Raw genomic sequence first — 21226 nt, 5'->3', positions numbered from 1 at the left:
CCTCATCGCATGGTGGTCGTCGAGTGGACTCCGACGGTCGGCTCGCACCCTGCGATGACGTCGACCGGAACGCGCTTGACCAGGTTGAAGACGCTGACGGGAGGGGCCCCCGGCAGCAGGCTCCTCGCGCCGACCTCTTCGAAATCGAAGAGCTGCTGCGCGGCCTCGCGGACCGTCGCTTCGACGAGGATCTCCCCGGGCCGCGACGCCCTGGCGAGGTGCGCGGCGGCGTTGACCACCTCGCCGAGCACGGTGTAGTCGAGCCGGCCGTACGCCTGAGATCCGACGCTGCCGGAGAGGACCTGCCCCGTGGAGAGCCCGACGCAGATCCCCTGCGTATACGGCGAGCCCTCGCCGGCGCGGCGCGCCACCGCCGCCATCTGCGCGCGGACGGCCACGCACGCGCTGAGCGCCCGCGACAGGTGATCCGGCCCCTGGAACACCGTCATCACCGCGTCGCCGAGGAACTTGTCGACGACCCCCCCCTTGGCGACGAGCTCCGGGACGATCACCTCGAAGTTGGCCCTGAGCAGCCTCATGGCCTCGCCGGGCAGCCTCTCCCTGGTCACGGGCGTGAACTGGAAGATGTCGATGAACGCCACCGTGGCCATGACCGCCTCGCTCGCGAGCGCGATCGCGGGGCCCATCTCCCGGATCCGCTCGATCAACGCCGCGCTCGTGAACTGCCGGAGGATCTTGTTCTCCTCGTCCGAGCGGGCGTTCCTCCGCAGCTCCGCGACGTGCTTGATGGTCTTGTCGATGGTCGCCTCGAGATCGCCGCGCTGGATCGGCTTGAGCAGGAAATCGAACGCGCCCTGGTTCATCGCGCTCCGGATGTTCCCCATGTCGCCGTAGGCGGACATCATCACCGTCCTCGCAAAGGGGCTCACCTCGGGGACGCGTCCGAGGAACGTGAGGCCATCCATCACAGGCATGTTGATATCGGTGACGACGACGTCGATGTCGGGGTGGCGCCGGAGCTCGTCGAGGGCGTTCTCGCCGTTGTCAGCGAAGATGAACTCGTAGACCCGGTCGCGGATCTTCTGCCGGAAGAGCAGCTTCATCATGAGCGCCACGTCGGGCTCATCGTCGGCGATGAGGATCTTGGCGGGGCCCCCGCTGGCATCGATCACCGCCGCGAACGCCGCCACGAAATCGGCCGCGGACTGGAACCGCTGCGCCGGGTCCTTCGCCAGCGCGTGCTCGAAGAAGCGGTCGAAGCCGGGCAGCAGGCCGGGCACGAGGCTCGACGGCGCCGGGAACGGATCGGTACAGATGCTGATGAGCAGCTCCCCGATCCCGCTCGCCGCGAAGGGGAGCCGGCCCGTGAGGGCCCTGTAGGTGATGACGCCGAGCGACCAGAGATCGCTCAGGTGATCCGGCACGACGGCGCGCACCTGCTCGGGGCTTATGTACGACGGCGTGCCGACGACCCTGCCGAACGAGCCCTGCTGTTCCTCGTCCGACTCGAAGACCGTCCACACCACGCCGAAATCGAGGAGCTTCACGCACTCTCCTGGCTCCTTCCGCGCCAGGAAGACGTTCGCCGGCTTGAGATCGCGGTGGATGATCCCCGCGGAGCTCGCCACCTGCAGGCCAATGGCGATCTGCCGGAGCAGGGCGAGCGTCGCCGACGGCGAGAGCTGCCGCTCCCGGGTGAGCCTGGCCTCGAGGTCCTCCCCTTCGAGCAGCTCCATGACGATGTACGGGCAATCTTCGTCGATGCCGTAGTCGTGTATCTGGATGATGTGCTCGTTCTGGAGCCGCGCGATCGCCATCGCCTCTCGCTCGAATCGGCGTCGCGCCGAGTCCGAGCTGACATGCTCGGGCGTCATCACCTTGAGCGCCACGGGGCGCCGGAGCACCTGATCGAACGCCTCCCAGATGACGCCCATCCCGCCGCGTCCGATCTCTCGTCTCAGCGCGTACTTCCGCGCGATCGTGCGATTCAGCATGGTCAGCGCAGTGTAGCGAGCTCCCAGCGCGCTTGCTCAGGTTCGAGACGCGGGCGCTCGCCGACGACGGCTGCGCATCATCGAGGAGACGGCCGCTTCACCCCCAGGACCTTCATGCGGTAGGACAGCGTGCGCACCGGGATCCCCAGCCGGCGCGCGGCCTCGGTCCGGTTCCAGCCCGCGGTTTCGAGCATGTCCTGGAGCAGCTTGGCCTCGTACTGCTGCACCTTCCCCCGGACCTGCCCGCCCTCGGGGGGCGCCTCCTTCGGGGCGGACGGCGTGGGGCAGAACACGGCCACGTCCGGCGGAGCGCCGCCGAGCTCCGCGTCCGTCCCCCGGTCCGCGGGGCGCTCCGACTCGCCGCGCGCCGCCGCCGCGCGCACCCTCGGGGGCAGATCCTCGAGGCCGACGAGCGCGCCGGGCGTCACCACCACCGCGCGCTCGATCACGTTGCGCAGCTCGCGCACGTTGCCAGGCCACGCGTACGCGCAGAGCAGGGCGAGCGCCTCGGGGGTGATGCCCTCGACATGCCGCCCGTTGGCCGCGCTGGCCGCGCGCAAGAAATGCCGCGCGAGCGGCTCGATCTCGTCCGTTCGAGCGCGCAGCGGCGGGATGTCGATCACGACGCCGCCGAGCCGATAGTACAGATCGGCCCGGAACGCGCCCGACGCGGCCATCGCCTCGAGATCCCGGTGCGTCGCCGCGACGACGCGCACGTCGACCTCGATCTCGCGGCTCGAGCCGACGCGGCTGAACGACCCCGACTCGAGCACGCGGAGCAGCGCGGCCTGGGCCGGCGGCGGCAGCTCGCCGATCTCGTCCAGGAACACCGTGCCGCCGTCGGCCTCCTCGAACACGCCCTTCTGCTGCTGCAGCGCGCCCGTGAACGCCCCGCGCTCGTGGCCGAACAGGGTGCTCTCCACGAGGTCCTTCGGGATCGCGCCGCAGTTGACGCGCACCACGCGCCGCCCCTGGCGCGGGCCGCCCTCGTGGATCATCCGCGCGACGACCTCCTTGCCGGTCCCCGTCTCGCCGTGAAGGATGACCGGGATGCGCGAGGCGCCCACGCGCCTCGCCGTCTCGATCACCTCGCGCATCTGCTGGCCGGCGATGATCCCCCCTTCCTCCGGCTCCTCGCGCGCGAGCACCGAGGTCGCGGCGGGGCCGCACGCCACCGGGCGCTCGGGCGAGGCGTGGCGGGCCGCCTCGCGGGCGGCCGCGAAGACCTCGTCCGCGGTGCTGCCGGCGTCCGGGTAGAGGGCGAGGCCGACGAGGAGCCGGGCGTCGCTGCCCACGAAGGAGGCCGCGATGGCCTGCGCGGTGCGGCTCGCCTCCTCGGCGCCGGCCTCGGGCAGCAGCACCTGGGCAGCGCAGGTGCCGTAGAGCGCCACGCGGTGCACGGGCTGAAGGCAGGCGCGCACGGCGCTGATCCAGCCCTCCGCCGTCACCGCCGCGCTCATGCGCACGTGGAGCAGGGCGAAGGGGCGGCGAAAATGCCGGGCGCGCGTCAGCTCGTCCTCCACGCGGCGCAGGAGCTTCTCCTCTCCCTCGAGATCGAGGGACTCGCCCCCGGCGCCGAACGCCTGCACCCGCAGCGCGACGCTGCCGAGCACGACCTCATCCCCTATCGCGATCCCGGCGCGGGAGACGCGGCGGCCGTCGAGGAACGTGCCGTTCTTGGATCCCAGGTCATCGACCCACACCCGCCCGCGCGAGAGGAGGAAGCGGGCGTGCTCCCGCGACAGGGTACGATCGTCGATGCAGAGCGCGGCAGGCGCGGCGCGCCCCACGACAAGCGGCGTGTCGGGCGAGAGCAAACGTCTCTCCGTCTTTCCGGCGTATTGCCAGACGAGGGCGATGCCCAGCGCCGCGGTCTGCTGAACGGCAGAGATCGACCTCCCCGCCAGGGTCCAGGTCTTCGCCGCGTCGTCCTGCACCGACTTGCCTGTCCGCATGCACTCCGCCTCGCTGGTCTCTATATCAGGCTCCTTCGGGAGGTCCAAGAGCCACCGCGGACCCGGTCGCTCATGAGTCTCCGCCGCGCTGTAGCCGGAAGGACACCTCGATTACGTTCGGCCCATCCTCGCCGGCAACCTCTTGCCGGGCAACTCGCGACGGCGATCTCTTGCGGGCAAGGTCTTGCCGAGGCGGCCGTCGGCGGGCGCGCCGCGCCCCCGGAAACGCGCGGGCGCCGCTCGCATTCTGCCCGCTGACAGAGAGGGCCTGGCGCTTCCGAGGAGAGCGCGCCCTGGTGGCACGCACGCTGCAAACAACCGAAACCAGAAGCTGACGGGCGGCGAACATCGCGACCCAAGACATCCACCGGACCGACCACTCCAGGAGCCGACCATGAACACGAAACACATCCTCTCCGGACTCTTCACCTCCAGCGCGCTCGGCATCATGCTCATCGCGGGTTGCAGCGTGCCGATGGAGGAAGGCGACTCCGAGCAGGCGTTTGCGGACGAGGAGACCGTCGAGGAGGCGTCGCAGGCGCTCGGCCCTGCGTGCGTCGCCAAGAACCTCGCGCTGGAGGCCGGGCCCATCTGGAACACCAGCGATGCCCAGACCAAATGCCCGAACGTCTGCAACCCCCAGAACATGAACTGGAACGGGCAGTGGTGGACCACCGTTCCGGGCGCGATGTCGGTCTGCGAATGCAGCCCGCGCCCTGCCGCCGTCGTGCAGGCCGGCCCCATCTGGAGCAACACCCACGCTCAGACGCAGTGTCCGAACACCTGCGCCGCGTACAGCAGCGCGACGAAGTGGAACGGGCAATGGTGGACGACCGTCCCGGGCCAGATGTCCGTCTGCGAGTGCGCATTCACCCCGCCGGCCACGGTGTCGCTCGAGGCCGGGCCCATCTGGAGCAACGCCGACGCCCCGAGCAAGTGCCCGGCCGCCTGCGGCACGAGCCGCGCCTGGAATGGGCAGTGGAGCACGAGCGTCTCGGGCCAGATGTCCGTCTGCGGATGCGCTTGCACGCCCTGACGTCACGACGACCCGCTCGGCGGCGCGCACCCATCCACCGGCGCACCGCGCTCACCTCCGGGTCACGCGGGCCTCCAGGTCGCGCACCCGCGCCTCGAGCTCGCGGACCCGCGCCTCGGCGGCGGCGCGGGCGCGCTGCTCCGCGACGCGGGCGCGCTGCTCCAGGGCGCGCGCCTCGCCCTCGGCGCGGAGGGCCTCCTCCTCGGCCGGCACGAGATCCGTCGCGCGGGAGGTCCGCGCGACGCGCAACGTCGGGTGCGGGCCGTCCTTCAACACGACGAGGTGCGCGTCGAGCGCCTCGATCCAGACGGGATCGCCGCTTCCGTGGACCCGCAGGTAGGTGCCGTCCGCGTCCCGCCGGTACAGCTGGAGAGGCACCCGCTCCTCCGCGAGCGGCGCGAGGGCGGCAGCCGCCTCGGGATCGAAGAGCAGGAGCTCGGGACAGCCGAGCTGCCAGTACTTCGCCGGCGCGTCGTCGTAAGCACGGCGCCAGTCGCCCGCGACCACCTCCAGCGCGAACCGCGGCGGACGATGGCCCGGCAGCCAGGTCTGCCACTGCCGCGGGATGGGCGGCAACGGGCGATGATCGAGGACGTAGAGGTCCGGCAGGACGCGCACGAACGGCTCGCTCCGCACCCACGCGAAGAGGTGCCCGGTACCAGCGTACAAGTCGGCCCAGCCACGCTCGCGCGCGAGCTGCGCGATCACCGACAGCAGCAGGCGGACGACCTCGGACCGCTCGGCCTTGTCAGGGCGCTCCGCGTCATCGGGCAGAACCCAGCCGGACCAGTCGATCGCGGCGCCGGCCTCCTCCGGCGACAGATCGCGGAGCACGAGCGCGCGGGGAGAACGCCGAGGGGTAAGGGGGAACCCGATGCGATTCGGCGATGCCACGCGAGGAAACTAGCACCCCGACAGGCCCCGCGGGGCAGCAGAGACAACGGACGCAACGGACGCAAGCGCGGCAACAAAGCCACGCGACGTGCCCCTGCCGGACGCTTGACAGGGACATGGGGCCATGCCTCCTACCCGCTCGAACCTTTCTTCACATCGGCAACGGCGGCAGCCTCGCGCAGAGCGATCTCGCGATCCGCTGCTGGTGCCCCCCGAGGCCCGGCGCGAGGATCGTCCTCGCCCAGGGTTCGTCCGGCGGCTCGGACACCATGAACCATGGTCTGGCTCGGGCCACCCAAGATGTCACCCGCGCATTTCTCCGACGGAGACCGGATCTTCGTCACCTCCTGTGGCCGAGACGAGGGCAGCGTCTGAGATGGCCAGTCGCACGAATCCAAGGCAGCTGACCTCAATGGTCACCCGAGGCCACCACCGTCGACGGCAAGACCTCGTCTTATTGGCATCGATAGCGGGGATTTGAACAGGGAGACGGGGAGACAGGGAGATCAGTGGATTGTTCTCCGCGTCTCCTCGCCTCCCTGTTCCATTTTCTCGGAATTCAAGGGACGTTTCAGAGAGCACACCCCACAAGGTGTGCTTCCGGGTCCCATGAACGTCGGCATCATCCCGCACTGACGGAAACCAACAGTCCTGCCATCCGTCTGGCACACGTGTGCCAAGCGGCCTGCGGCCAGTGCTTGCATGTCGTGCTCTCCGCGGCGCGACAGGCGCGGCGCGCGAGCGAAGCGCGGTGAATCGAGCGAGCGGGCGGCTGGCGCGGGCCTTGCGAACGCAGCAGACACCATGCGAACCCACCGCACCCATTCCTCCCTCTGGCTCCTCCTGGCAACAGGCCTCCTCGCCGTCGGATGCGAGACGGCATCAACGCCTGGCGAGCCTGTCGACTCTCAGCGGGCGGCGCTCCACCGGGCTCAGTCCTGCGACGACCTCGAAGCGCTGCTGAAGCAGGACGCGCTCGCCAAGATGAACGCCCAGATCGACGCCACGATCGCGAGCTACTCGGCGTACGGCTACCCCCGCGGCGCCGCCGTTGGCGGCGTCGACAACGGCAGCGTCGGCGTCCCCGGAGGGGCCGAGGATCCCACGGACACGCCCGCCCCGGTGCCGCCCACAGCAGACGACGGGGGAACCGGCCAGGAGGCCTCGGGGGAAGACAGCGGCAGCGGCGCCGACCCTGCCCACTCCGAGACGAACACCCAGGTCGCCGGCGTCGATGAGGCGGATATCATCAAGACCGACGGCAACAACATCTACGTGCTCCACGGCCAGAGCTTCTACACCCTGACGGCGTGGCCGGCGTCGTCGCTCGCGGTGGGCAGCTCGCTCGCGATCGAGGGCTCGCCCCTCGAGATGTTCGTGGCAGGCGACAAGGTCGTCGTCTATTCGTCGGTCAACGGGGCGGCGATCTACGAGCAGGCAGGCGTCACGCCGCGGCCGGGGTATTACGACTACCTGCTCATCGACACCATGATCGGCGGCGGCGGCGTCGCGCCGACGCCAGGAGACCCCAGCGCGCCGAGCGGCGCGCCGGGGACCCCCGCCAACGGCGGAGACGCGAAGCCGCTGCCGCCGGACAACACCGAGCCACCGTCCGGCGGTGATACGCCGTCGGAAGACGACACGCCCCCCGACGCCGAGGCGCCGTCCGGCGGCGAAGCGCCGGCGCCCCCGCCTCCGGACGGCGGCGGGGCCGATGAGCCGCCGCCCGACGAGCCGAGCATCGACGTGCCCGGCTCGGGCGACGTCTGGGCGCCGCTCACGAAGATCACCGTCCTGAGCCTCGCCGGCGGCGCACCCAGCGTGGTCAAGGAGGTGTACTTCGAGGGGGGCTACAGCTCGGCGCGGCGCACCGGCCCGAACGTGCGCACGGTGCTGACCGGCGGCGCTCACGGCCCCGCGCTCCGCTACTGGCCCTCAGGCCTGACCGAGTACCCCGAGACCGCCGAGGCGTGGACCGCGGCGTTCGAGCAGCTCCGCACCGAGAACGCGGCGATCATCGAGGACGCGCCGCTCTCGACGTGGCTGCCGTACCGCTTCGAGAAGCAGGGAGAGGCGGTCACGCTGCTCGACGCGAGCTGCTCGGACTTCTATGTTCCGGACGCCGGCACGACGTCGTACGGCCTGACGCAGATCGAGTCGCTCGACCTCGCCGACCTCGCCGCGGCGCCGGAGTCGACCTCGATCGTCGGCGCGACCGACACCGTGTACGCGAGCCACGACGCGCTCTACGTCGCCGCGCGCTCCTGGCAGGAGCAGGCGGCGCCGGGCGAGATGTTCGTCGGCACGAACCTCACCCATCTGCACAAGTTCGATCTGATCGCCGACCCGAGCCAGCCCGGGTACGTCGCGTCAGGCTCGGTGCCCGGCCACATCATCAACCAGTTCTCGCTCGATGAGCACAACGGCAAGCTCCGCGTCTCGACGACCTCGCAAGTGCAGGCGGAGCCCAGGTGGACGACCAGCAACAACGTGTTCGTCCTCGAGGCGCAAGGGACCGATCTCGAGAAGATCGGCGCCGTCACCGACCTTGCCCCCGGCGAGACCATCCAGTCCACCCGGTTCGTCGGGGATCGCGGCTATGTCGTGACGTTCCGCCGGGTCGATCCGCTGTTCGTGATCGATCTCGCGGACCCGGCGTCCCCCTCCGTTGCGGGTGAGCTCAAGATCCCCGGCTTCAGCGAGTACATGCACCCGCTCGACGATGGGCACCTCCTGACGATCGGCAGGGATGGCGAGGAGGACGGCACGGTGACCGGCCTTGCTCTTCAGATCTTCGACGTCACGAACGCGTCGGCGCCCGCGCTCCTGCACAAGGAGGCGCTCGACGGGGCGGAGTACATGCACTCCGAGGCCGAGTACAACCACAAGGCGTTCACGTACTACGGCGAGCTCGGCGTGCTCGCCTTCCCGCTCGTGAGCTTCGACGGGCAGACCGGCGCGATGTCGAGCACGCTGGAGCTGTTCAACGTCGATGTCGAGGACGGGTTCAGCCGGCTCGGCGCTGTCGACCACAGCGGCTTCTTCAGCAGCGTGCCGTCGGGGTGCACCTACGGCGGGGCCGCCGTGCAGCGCGGCCTGTTCATCGAGGACTACGTCTACTCGTACTCCCAGGGCGGCGTGCTCGTGAACGCGCTCGACGACCTCGCGACGCCGGTGGCGTCGCTGCCCCTGCCCACCCCGGACTCGGTCGGGTACGCGTGCGCCGGCGTCGACGGCGGCGTCGCGGAGCCCGCGCCGGCGCCCGAGCCGGCGCCCACCCCCGAGGAGTAGCGCCAACCAGGCCGCGATCTGCCGCAGCGCCGCCGCCCCGTCCGGGCCGGCGGCGCTGCGCCGCTCAGGCGCCCGGCCGCGCCGCCTCCCACGGGTGATCCGGGTAAAACTCCTTCATGAGCCGCGCGGTGTACGCGGTGAGGTTCGCGAACCCCTCGGCCCTGCGCCGCAGCGGCGAGTCGAAGAACGGCGTGAGGAGGCCCGCCAGCACCGCGAACGCCGTCGCGTCGACGCCCGCCGGGCGCGCTCCGAAGAGGTACGGCTTGTCCCCGAGCAGCACGGAGAGCGCGGAGAGCGAGCGCGCGCCGAGCTCGACGATCTCCTCGTCCGAGTGCCGCCCGATGCCCATCGCGCGGAAGTTCTCGCGGACGCGCGCGAGGAGCTCCTCGCGCAGCTTCGGTCGCACTTCCTCCGGCGCGCCGTTGACGAAATTCGCCGGTCCCTTCGCGAAGTTCTCCGGGATGAGCCAGCGCGCGCAGCCCGAGGCCGCGGCGAGCTGGTTCTCGATCATGCGCTCGATGGCCCACGCCTCGGCGCGCTGCCGGGCGTCGAGGCCGGCGTCGAGATCCTTGCCGTGCTTCTTCTCGAGGTGCTCGCGGATGAAGTGCGAGTCGGCGATGCGCGCGCCTCCCTCGTCGATGAAGGGGAGCTGCCCCTTCGGCGACTGATCGGGCCGCGCGCGCTCCTTCGTGTAGGGCAGGCCCAGCAGCTTGAGCTGGACCTCGGTCTTGGTGACGTAGGGGCTGGCCTCCGGCAAGCCGAACATGGGGCCGAAGCTGTGGAGCGTGATCATGTGCAATCTCCGAGCGGTTGTGGGTGCGCCGTGGACAGCGCTTGATGTAGCCCTGCCCTGCTGACAACCTGGTGTCAGCATCCCCGTGCGACGCGCCGATCGCCTGTTCCAGATCCTGCAGATCCTGCGCCGGCAGCGGGCGCCGATCACGGCGGCGGCGCTCGCCGAGGAGCTCGAGACGTCGAAGCGCACCGTGTACCGCGACGTCGCGGACCTCCTGGCCCAGCGCGTCCCGATCCGCGGCGAGGCCGGCACGGGGTACGTGCTCGATCGCGGCTTCGACATGCCGCCGCTGATGCTGACGCCCGACGAGATCGAGGTCGCTGTCCTCGGCGCGCAGTGGGTCGCCCAGCGCGGGGACGTCGCCCTGCAGCGGGCGGCGAAGGACCTCATCGCGAAGATCGCCGCGGCGGTCCCCGAGCGGCTGCGGCCCTTCGTGTTCGAGCCGGCGACGGGCGTGCCGGTCGGGGAAGACCAGGCGCCCGACGCGCTCGACCTGGCCGAGGTGCGGGCGTCGATCCGCGCCGGCACGAAGATCGCGCTTCGCTACCGCGACGAGACGGGGAGCGAGAGCGAGCGCGTCGTGTGGCCCGTGATCGTGGGCTATCTCGAGTCGACGCGGCTCCTCGCGGCGTGGTGCGAGCTCCGCCAGGACTTCCGCCACTTCCGCACGGACCGCGTGACAGGCGCCAGGTTCCTCGACGAGCGCTACGCCGAGAAGCCGAGCGCCCTCCGCGCGCGGTGGCTCGCGCACATGCGCGCGCGTGGCAAGCTGCGAGAGCGCGCCGGCGCGACGTCGACCAGGGCGCGCTAGATCGGCGTGTCAGCAATCGCGCCAGAAAAGCCGCTCGATGACGAGCGGTCGCTGGAAACAGTAGCGATTCTCATGGCTTCCGCCTGTTTCGCCGCCGAGGGCGGCTCCGGTGTGGCCCAACGGGGCGCCCTCCGCCGTCGCGTCGCCCGCGGTGAAGGGCCCGCGGCATCACCAGTCCCACCGTACGGCCACGCTGCACGGCGCGGCGCTCCGCCCCGCCGGGGCTCGCACCAGAGGAAGACGACGGCGAGGAACCCGAGGTTCGCGAGGACGTCGATCGCGAACAGGATCCAGACTCGACCGTCTACGATCGCAGAGAGGATCCGGTGAGGGCCATGTCCGCACAACGCGGCTCGGCCGAGCGTGACCGAGATTCTCTCCGCGCCCCACGCCGACGGGGGCGGATGGTGTCCGCGACGCGGAGCTCCTCTTCCAGCCAGCGGCACTTCTCGGGCCCTCCTGCGATGGCCACCACATGCGCCCCGAGGATCCTCGCGATCTGGACCGCGGCCGAGCCTGTCGCGCCCGCGGCGGTCGAGACCACCACGGTGTCATTTTCGCGCATCGCAGCCGTCTCGACCAGGCCGAGGTGAGCGGTCACTCCGTTGATGCCGGCCACACCCAGCCGACAGCCGAGCGGGATGTCGTCCGGCACCTTGCGAAGAGGCAGGATGCCCTCTCCATCAGAGAGCGCGTAATCCTGCCATCCAAGGGTCCCCCACACGCGATCGCCTGGCCGAAAGCGAGGGTGGCGCGACTCCACCACATGGCCCGCACACCACGCCCTCATGACCTGACCGGCAGCAATACGAGGCGCACACGAGCATCCGCCGAACAGCCAGGCGACCTGCGTGTGATCACAGGACATGATCGGATTCCGGACCAGCACCTCCCCCTGGCGCGGACGCGGTATGGGCGCGCTGCGCAGCTCGAACAGCTCGGGACCGAACGGCTGATCCGCGCGGGGCGCCAAGACCAGCTCGCGGCTGACCGCGCTCATGACCGCCGCGCCGCAAGGCTCAGGTCGCGTGCGAGAGAAACCATGTGCTCCTCCTTGGGTGGGCCGCTTCCCGCTCCGTCGGGCCCGGAGAATCACGATGGCGTGGACGCGTGACGAGTCGCAGCAGGGTGACGGCGTCTTTTGGCGGAAGAGGCGTCCCTGCACGCCTCCCGGCAGGGACTCGTACTCGATCGGTGGGGTGATGTGCTAAACCATGTTCCGCAGCTCACACGCCTGCGCGATGGGGACGTGCATGTCATCGAGCGCTTCGATGATGTCCATCAGCGCTCGTCGTCGGTCGTGAGGTTGGATGTTGGCACAGAGGGAAGGGGGCCGCCCTCAGTCCACAGCCTGCGGGGCTCGGTCAAGGGATTGGGAACCCGCGAAGCGGCACGGCACTGCCGTTGCCGCGCCGCGATCGGCCGCCAGCTATGCGATGAGCGGACCTCGACACCAGTTAGCGCGGCCGACAGACGTCACGTCCATGCCGATCGCCCGAGCAATGCTGACATAAACGTCGTTGTGATTGCGCCCGCCGGCGTCGAGCAGGCGCCCGGTCGTCCAAGCACCTCCACAGCTGCCGGCAACCACGAAAGGTGCGTGTTGGGGCGGGTGGTCGGTCTCGGCGAAGTTCTGGGCGGAGCCCAACTGGCTGCTGCCGTTCTGGGTGCAAAGAACCGCTGCGGTGTTGTCGAGCAGCGAGAACTCGCCGTCGGAAATGCCTTTCAGCTTTTCGACGAAATAGCGGAACTCTCCCGCAAAATAGGCCTGGAGCCGAGTGATTTGTTGTCCCGGAGCGCCGTCCGGATCGCCGTGTGAGACGGAGTGCCAGGCTGAGATATCGATGTCACCGAATTTGACGGCTTCGTTGTTTTCACCGCCGCCCCACATCATGGTCGCCACGCGAGTGATGTTGCAGGCGAAAGCCATCGCCATGATGTCGAGATACAGCCGGCTGTGCTCCGGCATGTCGTTCATCATGGTGTCCTTGCTGAGCAGCGGCGACTCGATCTCCTTGCACGAGCTCTCTCTGGGGATGCTGCCGCCTACACCGCGTTCGAGCGTGCGCAGCGACTCGAGGTAGAAGTCCATCTTGACGGCTTCCTCCGGCCCGAGCCGCCCGCGAAAGGACCGGACATCGTCCTTGATGAAGTCGAGCACGCTCTGACGGCGGAGCAGTGCCTGCTCGGCAGCGCTCGGCGTGCTCATGGACATGCCGCCCCCGCTGATGCGGTCGGCGATGCGCTGATACGCAGCCAGCGGGTTTCTCACGCTGGGGATGAACCTGCCATCGACCTGAGACAGTCCGGGGATGACGCCGCCGTCGCCGGACGTCTGACCGACCGCGATCTCCAGCGATGCCAGCGGGGTCGTGTCCTTGAGGAACTTGGCGAATTCCTGATCGATGCTGGTCGGCGCGCCGAGGCCGAACACCGAATACGACGCCGAGCGGTGCGCGTTACCGGGGTCGCGTGCGAGCGTCAGGTTCTTGAACACCAGGATGTCGTCGCGCACGGCTTCGAGCGGCGCCATGTGCGGCTTGAGCACGAAGTTTCTTTCGCCCCCGGTTGGCTCCGCTTGATACTGAGAGCCATTCGCGTAACCGAACATGGCGACGCGCGTGATTCGCGGAACGGTTTGGGCGTAGAGGTTGTCGGCCAGCCCAGAACAAAAGATCGTTCCGTAGCCGAGGCCACGAAGCATCGCACGCCGGGAAAATTTCACGTTGCGCATGGCGAACTCCTAGTTCCTCCGGTCGATGAAGCTCGGCGATGCGATCACGCTCAGCACCAGCTGATCGATCGCGTGCTGTGAGCGTGCAAAGTCGTCCGCGAGGCGCTCCTTCTCACAGGCGTCGAGCTCCGGCAAGTCGTATCCTGAAGCGTAGGCGGCGAACTGCTGGGCGAAGCAGCCGTAGACATCCGGCTTTTGCGCCAACTCGTCCACCATCTCCACGAAGTTGGAAAACACGATTCCGGGAAGCGCATTCTCCTCGCTCGGCAGCGGCAGACTGCCGCTCGCATCGATCACCTGCCCCTGATCCATCGTTCTGTAGCGACCGATAGCATCGTAGCTTTCGAGCGCAAACCCGATGCCGTCGAACAGGTTGTGACAGACGGCGCAGCCCGGACTCGCATGAATGCCGAGTCTTTGCCGACCCGTGGCGCCCGGCTCGGCAAATTGGCCAGCATTTGGAACACCGCCGGGCGGCAGCGGCACGCGGTGGCATAGGACCTCTGCGCGGACGTAGGCGCCGCGCCCGACGAGGTTCGTATCTTCGCTGTGCGCGTGGCCCCAGAGAAACGGTAGCGAGGTGAAGATGCCTCGGCGTTCCGTCGGATTGAGCTCGCGACGCACCATGGCGTTGCCGGTCACCCCGCTCAAACCGTAGAGCGGAGCGGTGCGCTCGTTCACGAACGCGTACGTGCTCGTGAACAGCGAGTCGAAGCGACGATCCGCTCCCGCGTCGAAGAGTACGCTGTTCGTGAACAGGCGCAGCTCTTCTTTCAAATCGGCGGTGAGCTCGGGCGTTGCCATCGGAAAGATGCTGGCCTCTTTCACCGAATTCGGGAGATTCTCGAGCTCCAGCCACTGCTCGAAGAAGTGGTTCATGGCCGGCGCCGCCTTATCGCGCGCCTCGAACAGGCGCTTGGCCTGGGCCAAGAGCACTGTACGGTCGCGCAGCTCCCCCTGATCTGCGAGCGCGGTGAGCTCAGCATCCGGCGCGCTGTCCCAAAGCAGGTACGAGAGCGCCGAAGCGATCTCGTGGTCCGTCAACGGTGTCACCGCTCGTGAATCCTTCACCGTGCCGAGCTCCGTGCGGTGCAGGCTGTTCGGCGACATGAACAGCGCCTGCACGACGCTCTTGACACCTCCGGCAGGACCTTCGCCCTGCGCGGCGGTCTTGGCGAAGAGCGCGCTGAAGGAGGTGACTTCAGTCGCCGAGAGCGGGCGGCGCCAGAGCTTTTGCCCCGTTTTGGTGACGAAACCGTCCAGGCAAGGGCCAGGCGCCAAGCTGGCGACGTCGCAAGCGATCCCAAACTTGTCGGGGTTCTGCAGCGCGTGCGCCCCGAGCTCCTCGCCGACGGCGAAATATACGTCCGCGAGGAGCGGCGCGATTCGCAGGTCTGAGGCCTGGTTGGCGAAGCCGTCGAGCCTGGCCTCGTTCGGCAAGTTCGCAAGCGCTGCCGGCTGGATGTCGAACTCGTCGCGCAAGGTGTTGGCAAGCTGGGTGTTGGTCAACCGCCAGATGCGCGGTTTGGCCAGCGCAGGGGCGGCGCCACACTCGGCCGCCGGCACCGTCTCGGCCGCCGGCGCCGCGTCGCCCTCGGGTCCCAAGACGCCCGTGCACCCGCTGGCCACGACGACCGCGAGCGGCGCCGCGAGGCGAGACGAGCGGCTCATGAGTGAACCTAGTACACCGATTCGTTCTGCGATTGGCATGGAACGCTCTTGCTAGGATGAGATGTTGGAGGGAAGCTGGGTGAGGCTAGGGAATCCAAGCGCGATCCGAATATCGAGATCCTTGTAGTTCCGTCTCCGTTTATTGTTACAATGGCGGCGTTCGTGATCAAAATCGATGTCGCCCCCGGCGTTCAGCGCGGGTAACCGCGCCACAGCCAGAGCAGCGTCTCGGGGAGCGTCTGCGGCTCTGGATCCGACGAGCCGCATCCCACCAGGCTCAATCCAGCGAGAGCGACGATTTGCCGCTATATATGAACGCACGGCAGCCTCGACGATGTTGGTTGTGTACGGCTGAAAGCTGAGTGAACCGGTGCGTGTGCGGATCGCAGGTGAGGCCTCGCGCTCAGAGCGCGGCATGGCGCGAGCGATGCGCCCGCGAACGCGCCGCTGCACGCGTGCTCGACGACCGAACGAACGTACCCGGTGCCGAGATCGATCCCGATCCCGGGGACGAAGGGCCGGCGCGCACGACGGCCTGTCCAGGGCAAAGCAGAACGACACCCCGACAAGGGATTGTGAGCGTTCACATTGTCGGTGTCAACCAGAAATGGAGCGGCGTGCCTAGGGCTCAAGAAAGCGAACGGCATCACGACGGTTGCCCACGAAGGCTGCCATCGTCATCGGCCTGACCATGAACAGAAATCGGTGCACCACGGCACAGGAGCTCACGATGACCACTCCGTTTGGCGGACCCGCTCGAACGGAGCTGCCGTCGATATCGCCCTTCTTGGCCTTTTCCGCGCCATCCTTCGAGATCGCGACCCACTTGCGCATCCCGGGCGACGGCTTCGGCGCCACGTATTCCAGCGCCGACGCGATCTTCGCGCCGTCGCCTCTCGTGGTCGCCGACTGCATCACCGCCTTCATCCAGCCCTGCATCGGACAGGCCTTCTGTCCTTTTGCACCGCAGCCAAAATTCTTCCCCTCGGCAACAGAACCGGGGACCTCCGCGGTCCCGCTCGCGGCCCATGCTGCGCCCGCAAAGCCAATGCCGACGCTCATCAACACCGCACTCATCAGCTTCATGCTCATCGACATCCCAGGCGCCGGCGGGCTCGCAGCGTCGAGCGCCAACCGTCGATGCGCTGCTCGGCTTCGAGCGCGTCGGGCGGGCCGGCGATCAACGCGGTCCGGCGTCCGCCCATGTTGACGCGGCGCGCCGGAGGAGCCCCGCCAGCCTTGCCCTCCCTCGGGCTCGGGGATACGCCCGCGGGCCTATCAATTGGCGTTGACATCGACCATGTGAACGTTCACATTCCGCTCGACAGGCATCCATTTGCTTCGCCTCGGGTGGGCCGTCATGCGCACCGAGACCTTCGTCATTTGATCGGTCTCGGCACCGATTCCGTTCGGTCGGGCACCGCGGAAGCGATCGCCGATCGATGGTGCTTGGGTCTTGCCAATTTCAATGCACTGGAGACCACGACAACCCTCGCTTCGGCTGTCGTGAGTTCCATAGTATTTCCCACCGGAATTCTCTGAGGTCCGGCAAGGCGGCCGGATGGCAACTTCGGGTGCTGCGTGACTTATGTTGCGGCGGGCTCTGCTCAGCCCCTCTTCGGGCGCACGGTGTCATCACATCGGCCCCGTCCGGGATCAGGTGCTCCAGGTTCCATCACACTGCGGGACCTGCTCTGGGTTGACAGACAAATTCTCTCTACGATCCACCCCTGGAAAGCGACGCTATGCCAGCAACTTATCCATGCATCGAAGGGGCCGCCTGAACGAAGCAGCCTGCGGGAGCTCGTCCAGGTCCCCTGCAGGCTCACGCGCGTGCAAGCCCCGGTTGACGTCTCTGCCGCTAGCGAGAGGCCCGTGCGCAAACCCACCAGAACCACAACACTGTTCCTTTCCATGAGCCTCTGCGGGCGGATCCTGCTCGGGCTCTCCGCCGCGACCGCCGCGACGTTCGCGCTCGCGCCCGCCACGCTCGCCGCCCCCAAGGCGTCGAAGTCGATCGCGGTGCGCATCGAAGGCCCCAACGCGGATGACATCCGCGAGGACATCCTCGCCATCGTACCGGAGACGCTGGGGGTCGTGGACCCTGACGCGTTCTTGAAGTCGCTGAAGAGCGCCGGCCAGACCAAGCCCGTCGGGGACACGCTCGTGTCGAAGGCCCAGCGCAAGAAGGCCATCGACCGCATCCGCAAGGCGGGCAAGGCCGCGAAGGCGGAAGGGGTCATCTACGGCGTCTCGCGGACGAACAAGAAGAAGAAGAAAGAGGTCCACCTCGTCTACGTCGACGAGAACGCCGGCGACCTCGCCGTGGACAGCGCGGTGCCGGTGACCGGCTCGCGCGACGACCGCAAGAAGGCGCTGGAAGAGCTGCTCGGCCCGACGCTGGCGCAGATCGCGCCGCCGCCCGCCGAGGAGGACGAGGCGAAGGGCGACCGGGAAGGCGAAGGCGAGGATGACGACGGGGGGGACGAGGAGAAGGACGAAGGCGGCGAGGAGAGGGACGCCGACGAGGGCGGGAAGGGCGGCAAGCGCGAGCCGCACGAGGCCGGGTCGGCGCTCTTCTCGGTCGAGCTCGGCGTCGAGTTCATCGGCCGCTGGTTCGACTACTCCGATCCGCGCACGCAGAACCTCCGGCCCTACAGCGTCTTCGGGCAGCCCGCGCTGTCGATCGCGGGCGAGGTGTACCCGCTCGCGTCGACGGACATCGCGGTGCTCAAGGGCCTCGGGATCACCGCGAGCTACGCGCGGGCGCTCGGCCTCAACTCGGCGGTGGGCGACGGCGACCCGATCAGCACCACCTACCAGCGCATCAACCTGGGCCTCCGGGAGCGGCTGTCGATCGGCGACGCGTCCCAGCTCGGGATCTCCGCCGGGCTCCGGTTCCTGACCTTCGATATCGAGGCGCCGGCGGATCTCGCCAGGACGGTGCCCAATGTCTCCTACACCCTGTTCCGGGCCGGCCTCGACGGCCGCTTCCCGGTCGGCCCGGTCGCGCTGACGCTGGGCGCCGAGTACCTCCTGCCGCTCTCGTCAGGCGCCGTCTACGAGCGGTTCAAGGGGCCGAGCGTGCAGGGCATCGGCGCGATGGCCGGGGTGATGGTCCCCATCGCGACCGGCATCGAGGCGCGCGTGCTCGCCGAGTACGCCCGGTTCTTCTCGTCGTTCCAGCCCGAGCAGGGCGACGCCTACATCGCGGGCGGGGCCATCGACCAATACCTGGGACTGCGGCTCGCCGGAGCCTACGTCTATTGAGAGAGAGGTAGCACGTGACGTTCATGACTTCCCTTTACGGGCGCGCCGCGCCCTCGCGCCAACGGGCCGCGACCGAAGATCGACGGGCAAGCGCTGGATGACCTGAGGTCGCTCGTGGCGACGTCCTCCGACGCGACCCTGGACGATTTGGCTGACCAGCTCGCGCGCCGTGATCACATCGTAGCCAGCCGCCATACCGTCGGCCGGGCGTTGCGGCGGCTGAACATCACCCGGAAAAAAAAGCGCTCCACGCAGCCGAGCGCGACACGGAAGATGTGACAGCGGCTCGCCAGGCCTTCGCGAAGAAGCTCGCTCGACTCAATCCACAAGAATTGGTTTTTATTGACGAATTTGGGACCAATCTGGGCATGACGCGGAGGCATGCATGGGCGCCACGGGGAGTCCGTGCCCACGGTGCGGTGCCGATCAACACTGACCCCACGATCACGCTCACGATCGGGCTGGGCCTCGACGGTGTCGTCGCTCCCTTCGCGTTCGAGGGCACGATGGACGGCGTAGCCTTCCGCCCGTACGTCGAGGGGCAGCTCGTGCCCGCGCTGAGGCCAGGCCAGGTCGTCATCGCGGACAACCTCGGGTCACACCGCACGCGGGGCGTTCGCGAAGCGATCGAAAGCGCTGGCGCGAAGCTGATGTACCTGCCGCCCTACTCCCCGGACTTTTCACCGGTCGAGAATTGTGGTTCCAAGATCAAAGAGTCGATCCGAGCGGATGCACCTCGAACGCCCTCAGCCGTCTACAAGTCGATGGGCCACGCGATCGGAGCGATCACTCCGACGGACGCACGCGGCTGGTTCAACCACTGCGGGTACTGTATCCCTCGGACCTGCTCCCCGCTCTAGTGACTGCATTCTTCCTTCTCGTTGCGTCCTCCCGGAGGGAGCGCTGTGAAGCGGGGTTCCGCTTCACATTGTCCGCGATGTATGGATTCCGCGCGCGTGGGGCCGGGATAGAAAACTCCCAGCCGACGGTCGGGGAGCTCCAGTACGACCATTTCTGCGCCCCATTCATCCGCTGTCGGCCCCGCACAGCGCCGCGAGGCGGCGCTCGTCCTCGGGCCCTCCCGCCGCGCGCGCCGTGTAGTAGACGAGCTGCTGGCGGCTCGACGTCGTCGAGGCGAGCGTGTGCCACTCGAGGACGAGCGGCCCGGCGTCGCCGGCGTCGCGGCCACCCGCGCCCTCGGCCTCGACGCGGAAGGCCTTCGCGCCGCTCACCTTGGCGCGGACCTCGTGGCGCGCCCAGATCACCCGGAACGCCTCGCTCGTCTCGAGCAGCTCGGCAACGAGCGCGTCGAACTCCGGATCTCCCACGTGCGAGCTCGCGCTGAAGCGGAACGCGGCCACGACCTCCCGCTCGATCACGCCGATCTCCGCGTAGCGCGCGCGGTAGGCCGCATGGCGGAAGGTCATCCAGAGAAGGTTGCGCCTTCGCGGGGAGACGTCGCCGAAGTCCACGAGCAGGCGGCGCGCGGCGCCGTTCGACGCGAGCACGTCGAATCGGGGGCTGAAGACGAGCGCCGGGACGCGCATCGCCTCGAGCGCGCGCGCCATCGCCGGCTCGGCCCTCTCCTGGCGCGCCGCGGCCCGCGCGGGCTCGGGCCGCGCCAGGTAGAACAGGTGACCTCGCTCGTCGTCGTCGAGCTTCAGCACGCGCGCGATCGCCTCGAGCGTCTCGCGCGACGGGTTCACGTCACGCCCTTGCTCGAGCCGGGTGTACCAGTCGACGCTGAGCCCGGCGAGCTGCGCGATCTCCTCGCGCCTGAGGCCCGGCGTGCGCCGCCGCTTCCCCGCGAACGCGCCGCCCGCGATCGGCGCCGCGCGCATCCGCCTCCCTCGGAGGAAATCCGCCAGCTCGCTCCGCCTGTCGCTCACGATCGCGCGCGCCCCGGGCACGCATCGAAAGATGCCCTGTTCGCGCTCCTCTATCCAGGGATTGCGAATCCTAGGTTCGCGGCACGTCTGCCTAACCTCGACGCGGAGCTCCAGATTGCGGGCACCCCCGAGCGGGGACCCAACCAGGAGCTGGCACCATGTCTCAACATCTTCCTCTCGCAGGTCGCATCGCCGTCGTCACCGGGGCCTCCAGCGGCATCGGTGAGGCCACCGCGCGCAAGCTCGCAGCGCAGGGCGCCGCCGTCGCGCTCGTCGCGCGTCGCAAGGACCGCCTCGATTCACTGGCCGAGGGCATCCGCGCCGCGGGCGGGCGCGCGCTCGCGCTCTCCGCCGACGCCAGGGACAGGACCGCCGTCGCCGGCGCCGCGCGGTCGATCGCGGCCGAGCTCGGCCCCGTCGACCTCGTGATCAACAACGCCGGCGTCATGTTGCCGTCCGGCGTCGAGGAGCATCGGATCGCCGATTTCGAGCAGATGATCGAGGTCAACCTCACCGGCGCGATGCGGGTCGTCGACGCGTTCATCGATCCGCTGGTCGCGGCCGCGAAGCGGGGCGGCCCGTCGGACCTCATCAACATCTCGTCGATCGGCGCGCACGGCGTCTTTCCGACGTTCGCCGTGTACTGCGCCACCAAGGCCGCTGTCACCCACCTCTCGCGCAACCTGCGCGCCGAGCTCGGACCGAAGCACGTCCGCGTCTCGGTCATCGAGCCTGGGTTCGTCAACACGGAGCTCCAGAGCCACATGACCGACGAGGCCGCCAAGGCGTGGATCGCCAAGGCGAGGCAGCAGATCACGTGGCTCACGGCGGACGACCTGGCGAGCACCATCGCCTTCACGGCCGCCCTCCCGCGGCACGTCAACCTGGCGCACGTCACCCTCATGCCGACCCAGCAGGTGTGAC

At 68.8% G+C, this 21226-nt stretch carries 16 protein-coding genes; 7 read left to right on the top strand and 9 right to left on the bottom strand.

The features are described 5' to 3' along the window. Positions 1-2: 2 nt before the first annotated feature. Together WMF39_RS47945 and WMF39_RS47940 are read right to left on the bottom strand one after the other, a co-directional pair. Entirely contained in the window at positions 3-1955 is a 1953-nt protein-coding gene (locus WMF39_RS47945; RefSeq protein WP_437743121.1) for a protein kinase domain-containing protein, read from the bottom strand. 77 nt (positions 1956-2032) lie between these two features. Then, a complete protein-coding gene (locus WMF39_RS47940; protein WP_437743120.1) occupies positions 2033-3910 on the bottom strand; it encodes a sigma 54-interacting transcriptional regulator in 1878 nt (625 codons plus the stop codon). A 394-nt stretch (positions 3911-4304) separates the two neighbouring features. Between WMF39_RS47940 and WMF39_RS47935 the strand changes: the two genes are divergently transcribed. Next, positions 4305-4946, top strand: coding sequence for a mannan-binding protein (locus WMF39_RS47935; RefSeq protein WP_437743119.1), 642 nt, complete (start codon positions 4305-4307; stop codon positions 4944-4946). A 51-nt stretch (positions 4947-4997) separates the two neighbouring features. Here WMF39_RS47935 and WMF39_RS47930 read toward each other — a convergent pair whose 3' ends face one another. Next, entirely contained in the window at positions 4998-5840 is an 843-nt protein-coding gene (locus tag WMF39_RS47930; RefSeq protein WP_437743118.1) for a Uma2 family endonuclease, read from the bottom strand. An 804-nt stretch (positions 5841-6644) separates the two neighbouring features. On the opposite strand from WMF39_RS47930, the gene WMF39_RS47925 reads away from it, so the two are divergent. Beyond that, positions 6645-9131 carry a beta-propeller domain-containing protein gene (locus tag WMF39_RS47925; protein ID WP_437743117.1) on the top strand — a complete coding sequence of 829 codons (2487 nt, stop codon included), beginning with the start codon at positions 6645-6647 and terminating at the stop codon, positions 9129-9131. A 64-nt stretch (positions 9132-9195) separates the two neighbouring features. On the opposite strand, the gene WMF39_RS47920 is transcribed toward WMF39_RS47925, so the two are convergent. Beyond that, positions 9196-9924 (bottom strand): glutathione S-transferase C-terminal domain-containing protein, encoded by a 729-nt coding sequence (locus tag WMF39_RS47920; RefSeq protein WP_437743116.1) that lies wholly within the window; start codon positions 9922-9924, stop codon positions 9196-9198. A gap of 85 nt (positions 9925-10009) precedes the next feature. Here WMF39_RS47920 and WMF39_RS47915 point away from each other — a divergent pair, with 85 nt between their 5' ends. Further along, positions 10010-10738, top strand: a complete 729-nt coding sequence (locus WMF39_RS47915) for a helix-turn-helix transcriptional regulator (RefSeq protein ID WP_437743115.1) — start codon at positions 10010-10012, stop codon at positions 10736-10738. Between the two features lie 304 nt (positions 10739-11042). Here WMF39_RS47915 and WMF39_RS47910 read toward each other — a convergent pair whose 3' ends face one another. The 4 genes from WMF39_RS47910 to WMF39_RS47895 form a co-directional block, all read right to left on the bottom strand. Then, positions 11043-11738 carry a hypothetical protein gene (locus WMF39_RS47910; protein ID WP_437743114.1) on the bottom strand — a complete coding sequence of 232 codons (696 nt, stop codon included), beginning with the start codon at positions 11736-11738 and terminating at the stop codon, positions 11043-11045. Between the two features lie 429 nt (positions 11739-12167). Further along, positions 12168-13472, bottom strand: a complete 1305-nt coding sequence (locus WMF39_RS47905) for a DUF1552 domain-containing protein (protein WP_437743113.1) — start codon at positions 13470-13472, stop codon at positions 12168-12170. 9 nt (positions 13473-13481) lie between these two features. Next, positions 13482-15143, bottom strand: coding sequence for a DUF1592 domain-containing protein (locus WMF39_RS47900; protein WP_437743112.1), 1662 nt, complete (start codon positions 15141-15143; stop codon positions 13482-13484). Between the two features lie 621 nt (positions 15144-15764). Beyond that, positions 15765-16235: a hypothetical protein gene (locus tag WMF39_RS47895; protein WP_437743111.1), complete on the bottom strand. Its 471-nt coding sequence runs from the start codon at positions 16233-16235 to the stop codon at positions 15765-15767. Between the two features lie 822 nt (positions 16236-17057). On the opposite strand from WMF39_RS47895, the gene WMF39_RS47890 reads away from it, so the two are divergent. The 3 genes from WMF39_RS47890 (at position 17058) to WMF39_RS47880 (ending at position 19273) form a co-directional block, all read left to right on the top strand. Next, positions 17058-18413, top strand: a complete 1356-nt coding sequence (locus WMF39_RS47890; protein ID WP_437743110.1) for a hypothetical protein — start codon at positions 17058-17060, stop codon at positions 18411-18413. Positions 18414-18527: 114 nt separating this feature from the next. Further along, on the top strand, positions 18528-18692 hold the full coding sequence (locus tag WMF39_RS47885; protein ID WP_437743109.1) for a hypothetical protein: 165 nt from the start codon (positions 18528-18530) through the stop codon (positions 18690-18692). Continuing rightward, positions 18689-19273 (top strand): transposase, encoded by a 585-nt coding sequence (locus WMF39_RS47880; protein WP_437743108.1) that lies wholly within the window; start codon positions 18689-18691, stop codon positions 19271-19273. The genes WMF39_RS47885 and WMF39_RS47880 overlap by 4 nt, the downstream gene beginning before the upstream one ends. A 165-nt stretch (positions 19274-19438) precedes the next feature. Here WMF39_RS47880 and WMF39_RS47875 read toward each other — a convergent pair whose 3' ends face one another. Continuing rightward, positions 19439-20302, bottom strand: coding sequence for a helix-turn-helix transcriptional regulator (locus WMF39_RS47875; protein ID WP_437743107.1), 864 nt, complete (start codon positions 20300-20302; stop codon positions 19439-19441). Positions 20303-20460: 158 nt separating this feature from the next. Here WMF39_RS47875 and WMF39_RS47870 point away from each other — a divergent pair, with 158 nt between their 5' ends. Then, the gene (locus WMF39_RS47870; protein ID WP_437743106.1) at positions 20461-21225 is read left to right on the top strand and encodes an SDR family oxidoreductase; all 765 of its coding nucleotides are present in this window, start codon (positions 20461-20463) and stop codon (positions 21223-21225) included. Position 21226 lies beyond the last annotated feature (1 nt).

It is taken from the genome of Sorangium sp. So ce1504 (genome assembly GCF_051521635.1).
Lineage (GTDB): Bacteria > Myxococcota_A > Polyangia > Polyangiales > Polyangiaceae > Sorangium > Sorangium cellulosum_B.
Note: the sequence above shows the minus strand (reverse complement) of the source record. Positions and strands in the feature narration are given on the sequence as shown.

Coding starts and splice junctions, on each gene's coding strand:
- WMF39_RS47895 (WP_437743111.1), bottom strand. CDS start 16,235: ATGAGCATGAAGCTGATGAGTGCGGTGTTGATGAGCGTCGGCATTGGC.
- WMF39_RS47905 (WP_437743113.1), bottom strand. CDS start 13,472: ATGCGCAACGTGAAATTTTCCCGGCGTGCGATGCTTCGTGGCCTCGGC.
- WMF39_RS47935 (WP_437743119.1), top strand. CDS start 4,305: ATGAACACGAAACACATCCTCTCCGGACTCTTCACCTCCAGCGCGCTC.
- WMF39_RS47910 (WP_437743114.1), bottom strand. CDS start 11,738: ATGAGCGCGGTCAGCCGCGAGCTGGTCTTGGCGCCCCGCGCGGATCAG.
- WMF39_RS47900 (WP_437743112.1), bottom strand. CDS start 15,143: ATGAGCCGCTCGTCTCGCCTCGCGGCGCCGCTCGCGGTCGTCGTGGCC.
- WMF39_RS47870 (WP_437743106.1), top strand. CDS start 20,461: ATGTCTCAACATCTTCCTCTCGCAGGTCGCATCGCCGTCGTCACCGGG.
- WMF39_RS47925 (WP_437743117.1), top strand. CDS start 6,645: ATGCGAACCCACCGCACCCATTCCTCCCTCTGGCTCCTCCTGGCAACA.
- WMF39_RS47920 (WP_437743116.1), bottom strand. CDS start 9,924: ATGATCACGCTCCACAGCTTCGGCCCCATGTTCGGCTTGCCGGAGGCC.
- WMF39_RS47945 (WP_437743121.1), bottom strand. CDS start 1,955: ATGCTGAATCGCACGATCGCGCGGAAGTACGCGCTGAGACGAGAGATC.
- WMF39_RS47890 (WP_437743110.1), top strand. CDS start 17,058: ATGAGCCTCTGCGGGCGGATCCTGCTCGGGCTCTCCGCCGCGACCGCC.
- WMF39_RS47940 (WP_437743120.1), bottom strand. CDS start 3,910: ATGCGGACAGGCAAGTCGGTGCAGGACGACGCGGCGAAGACCTGGACC.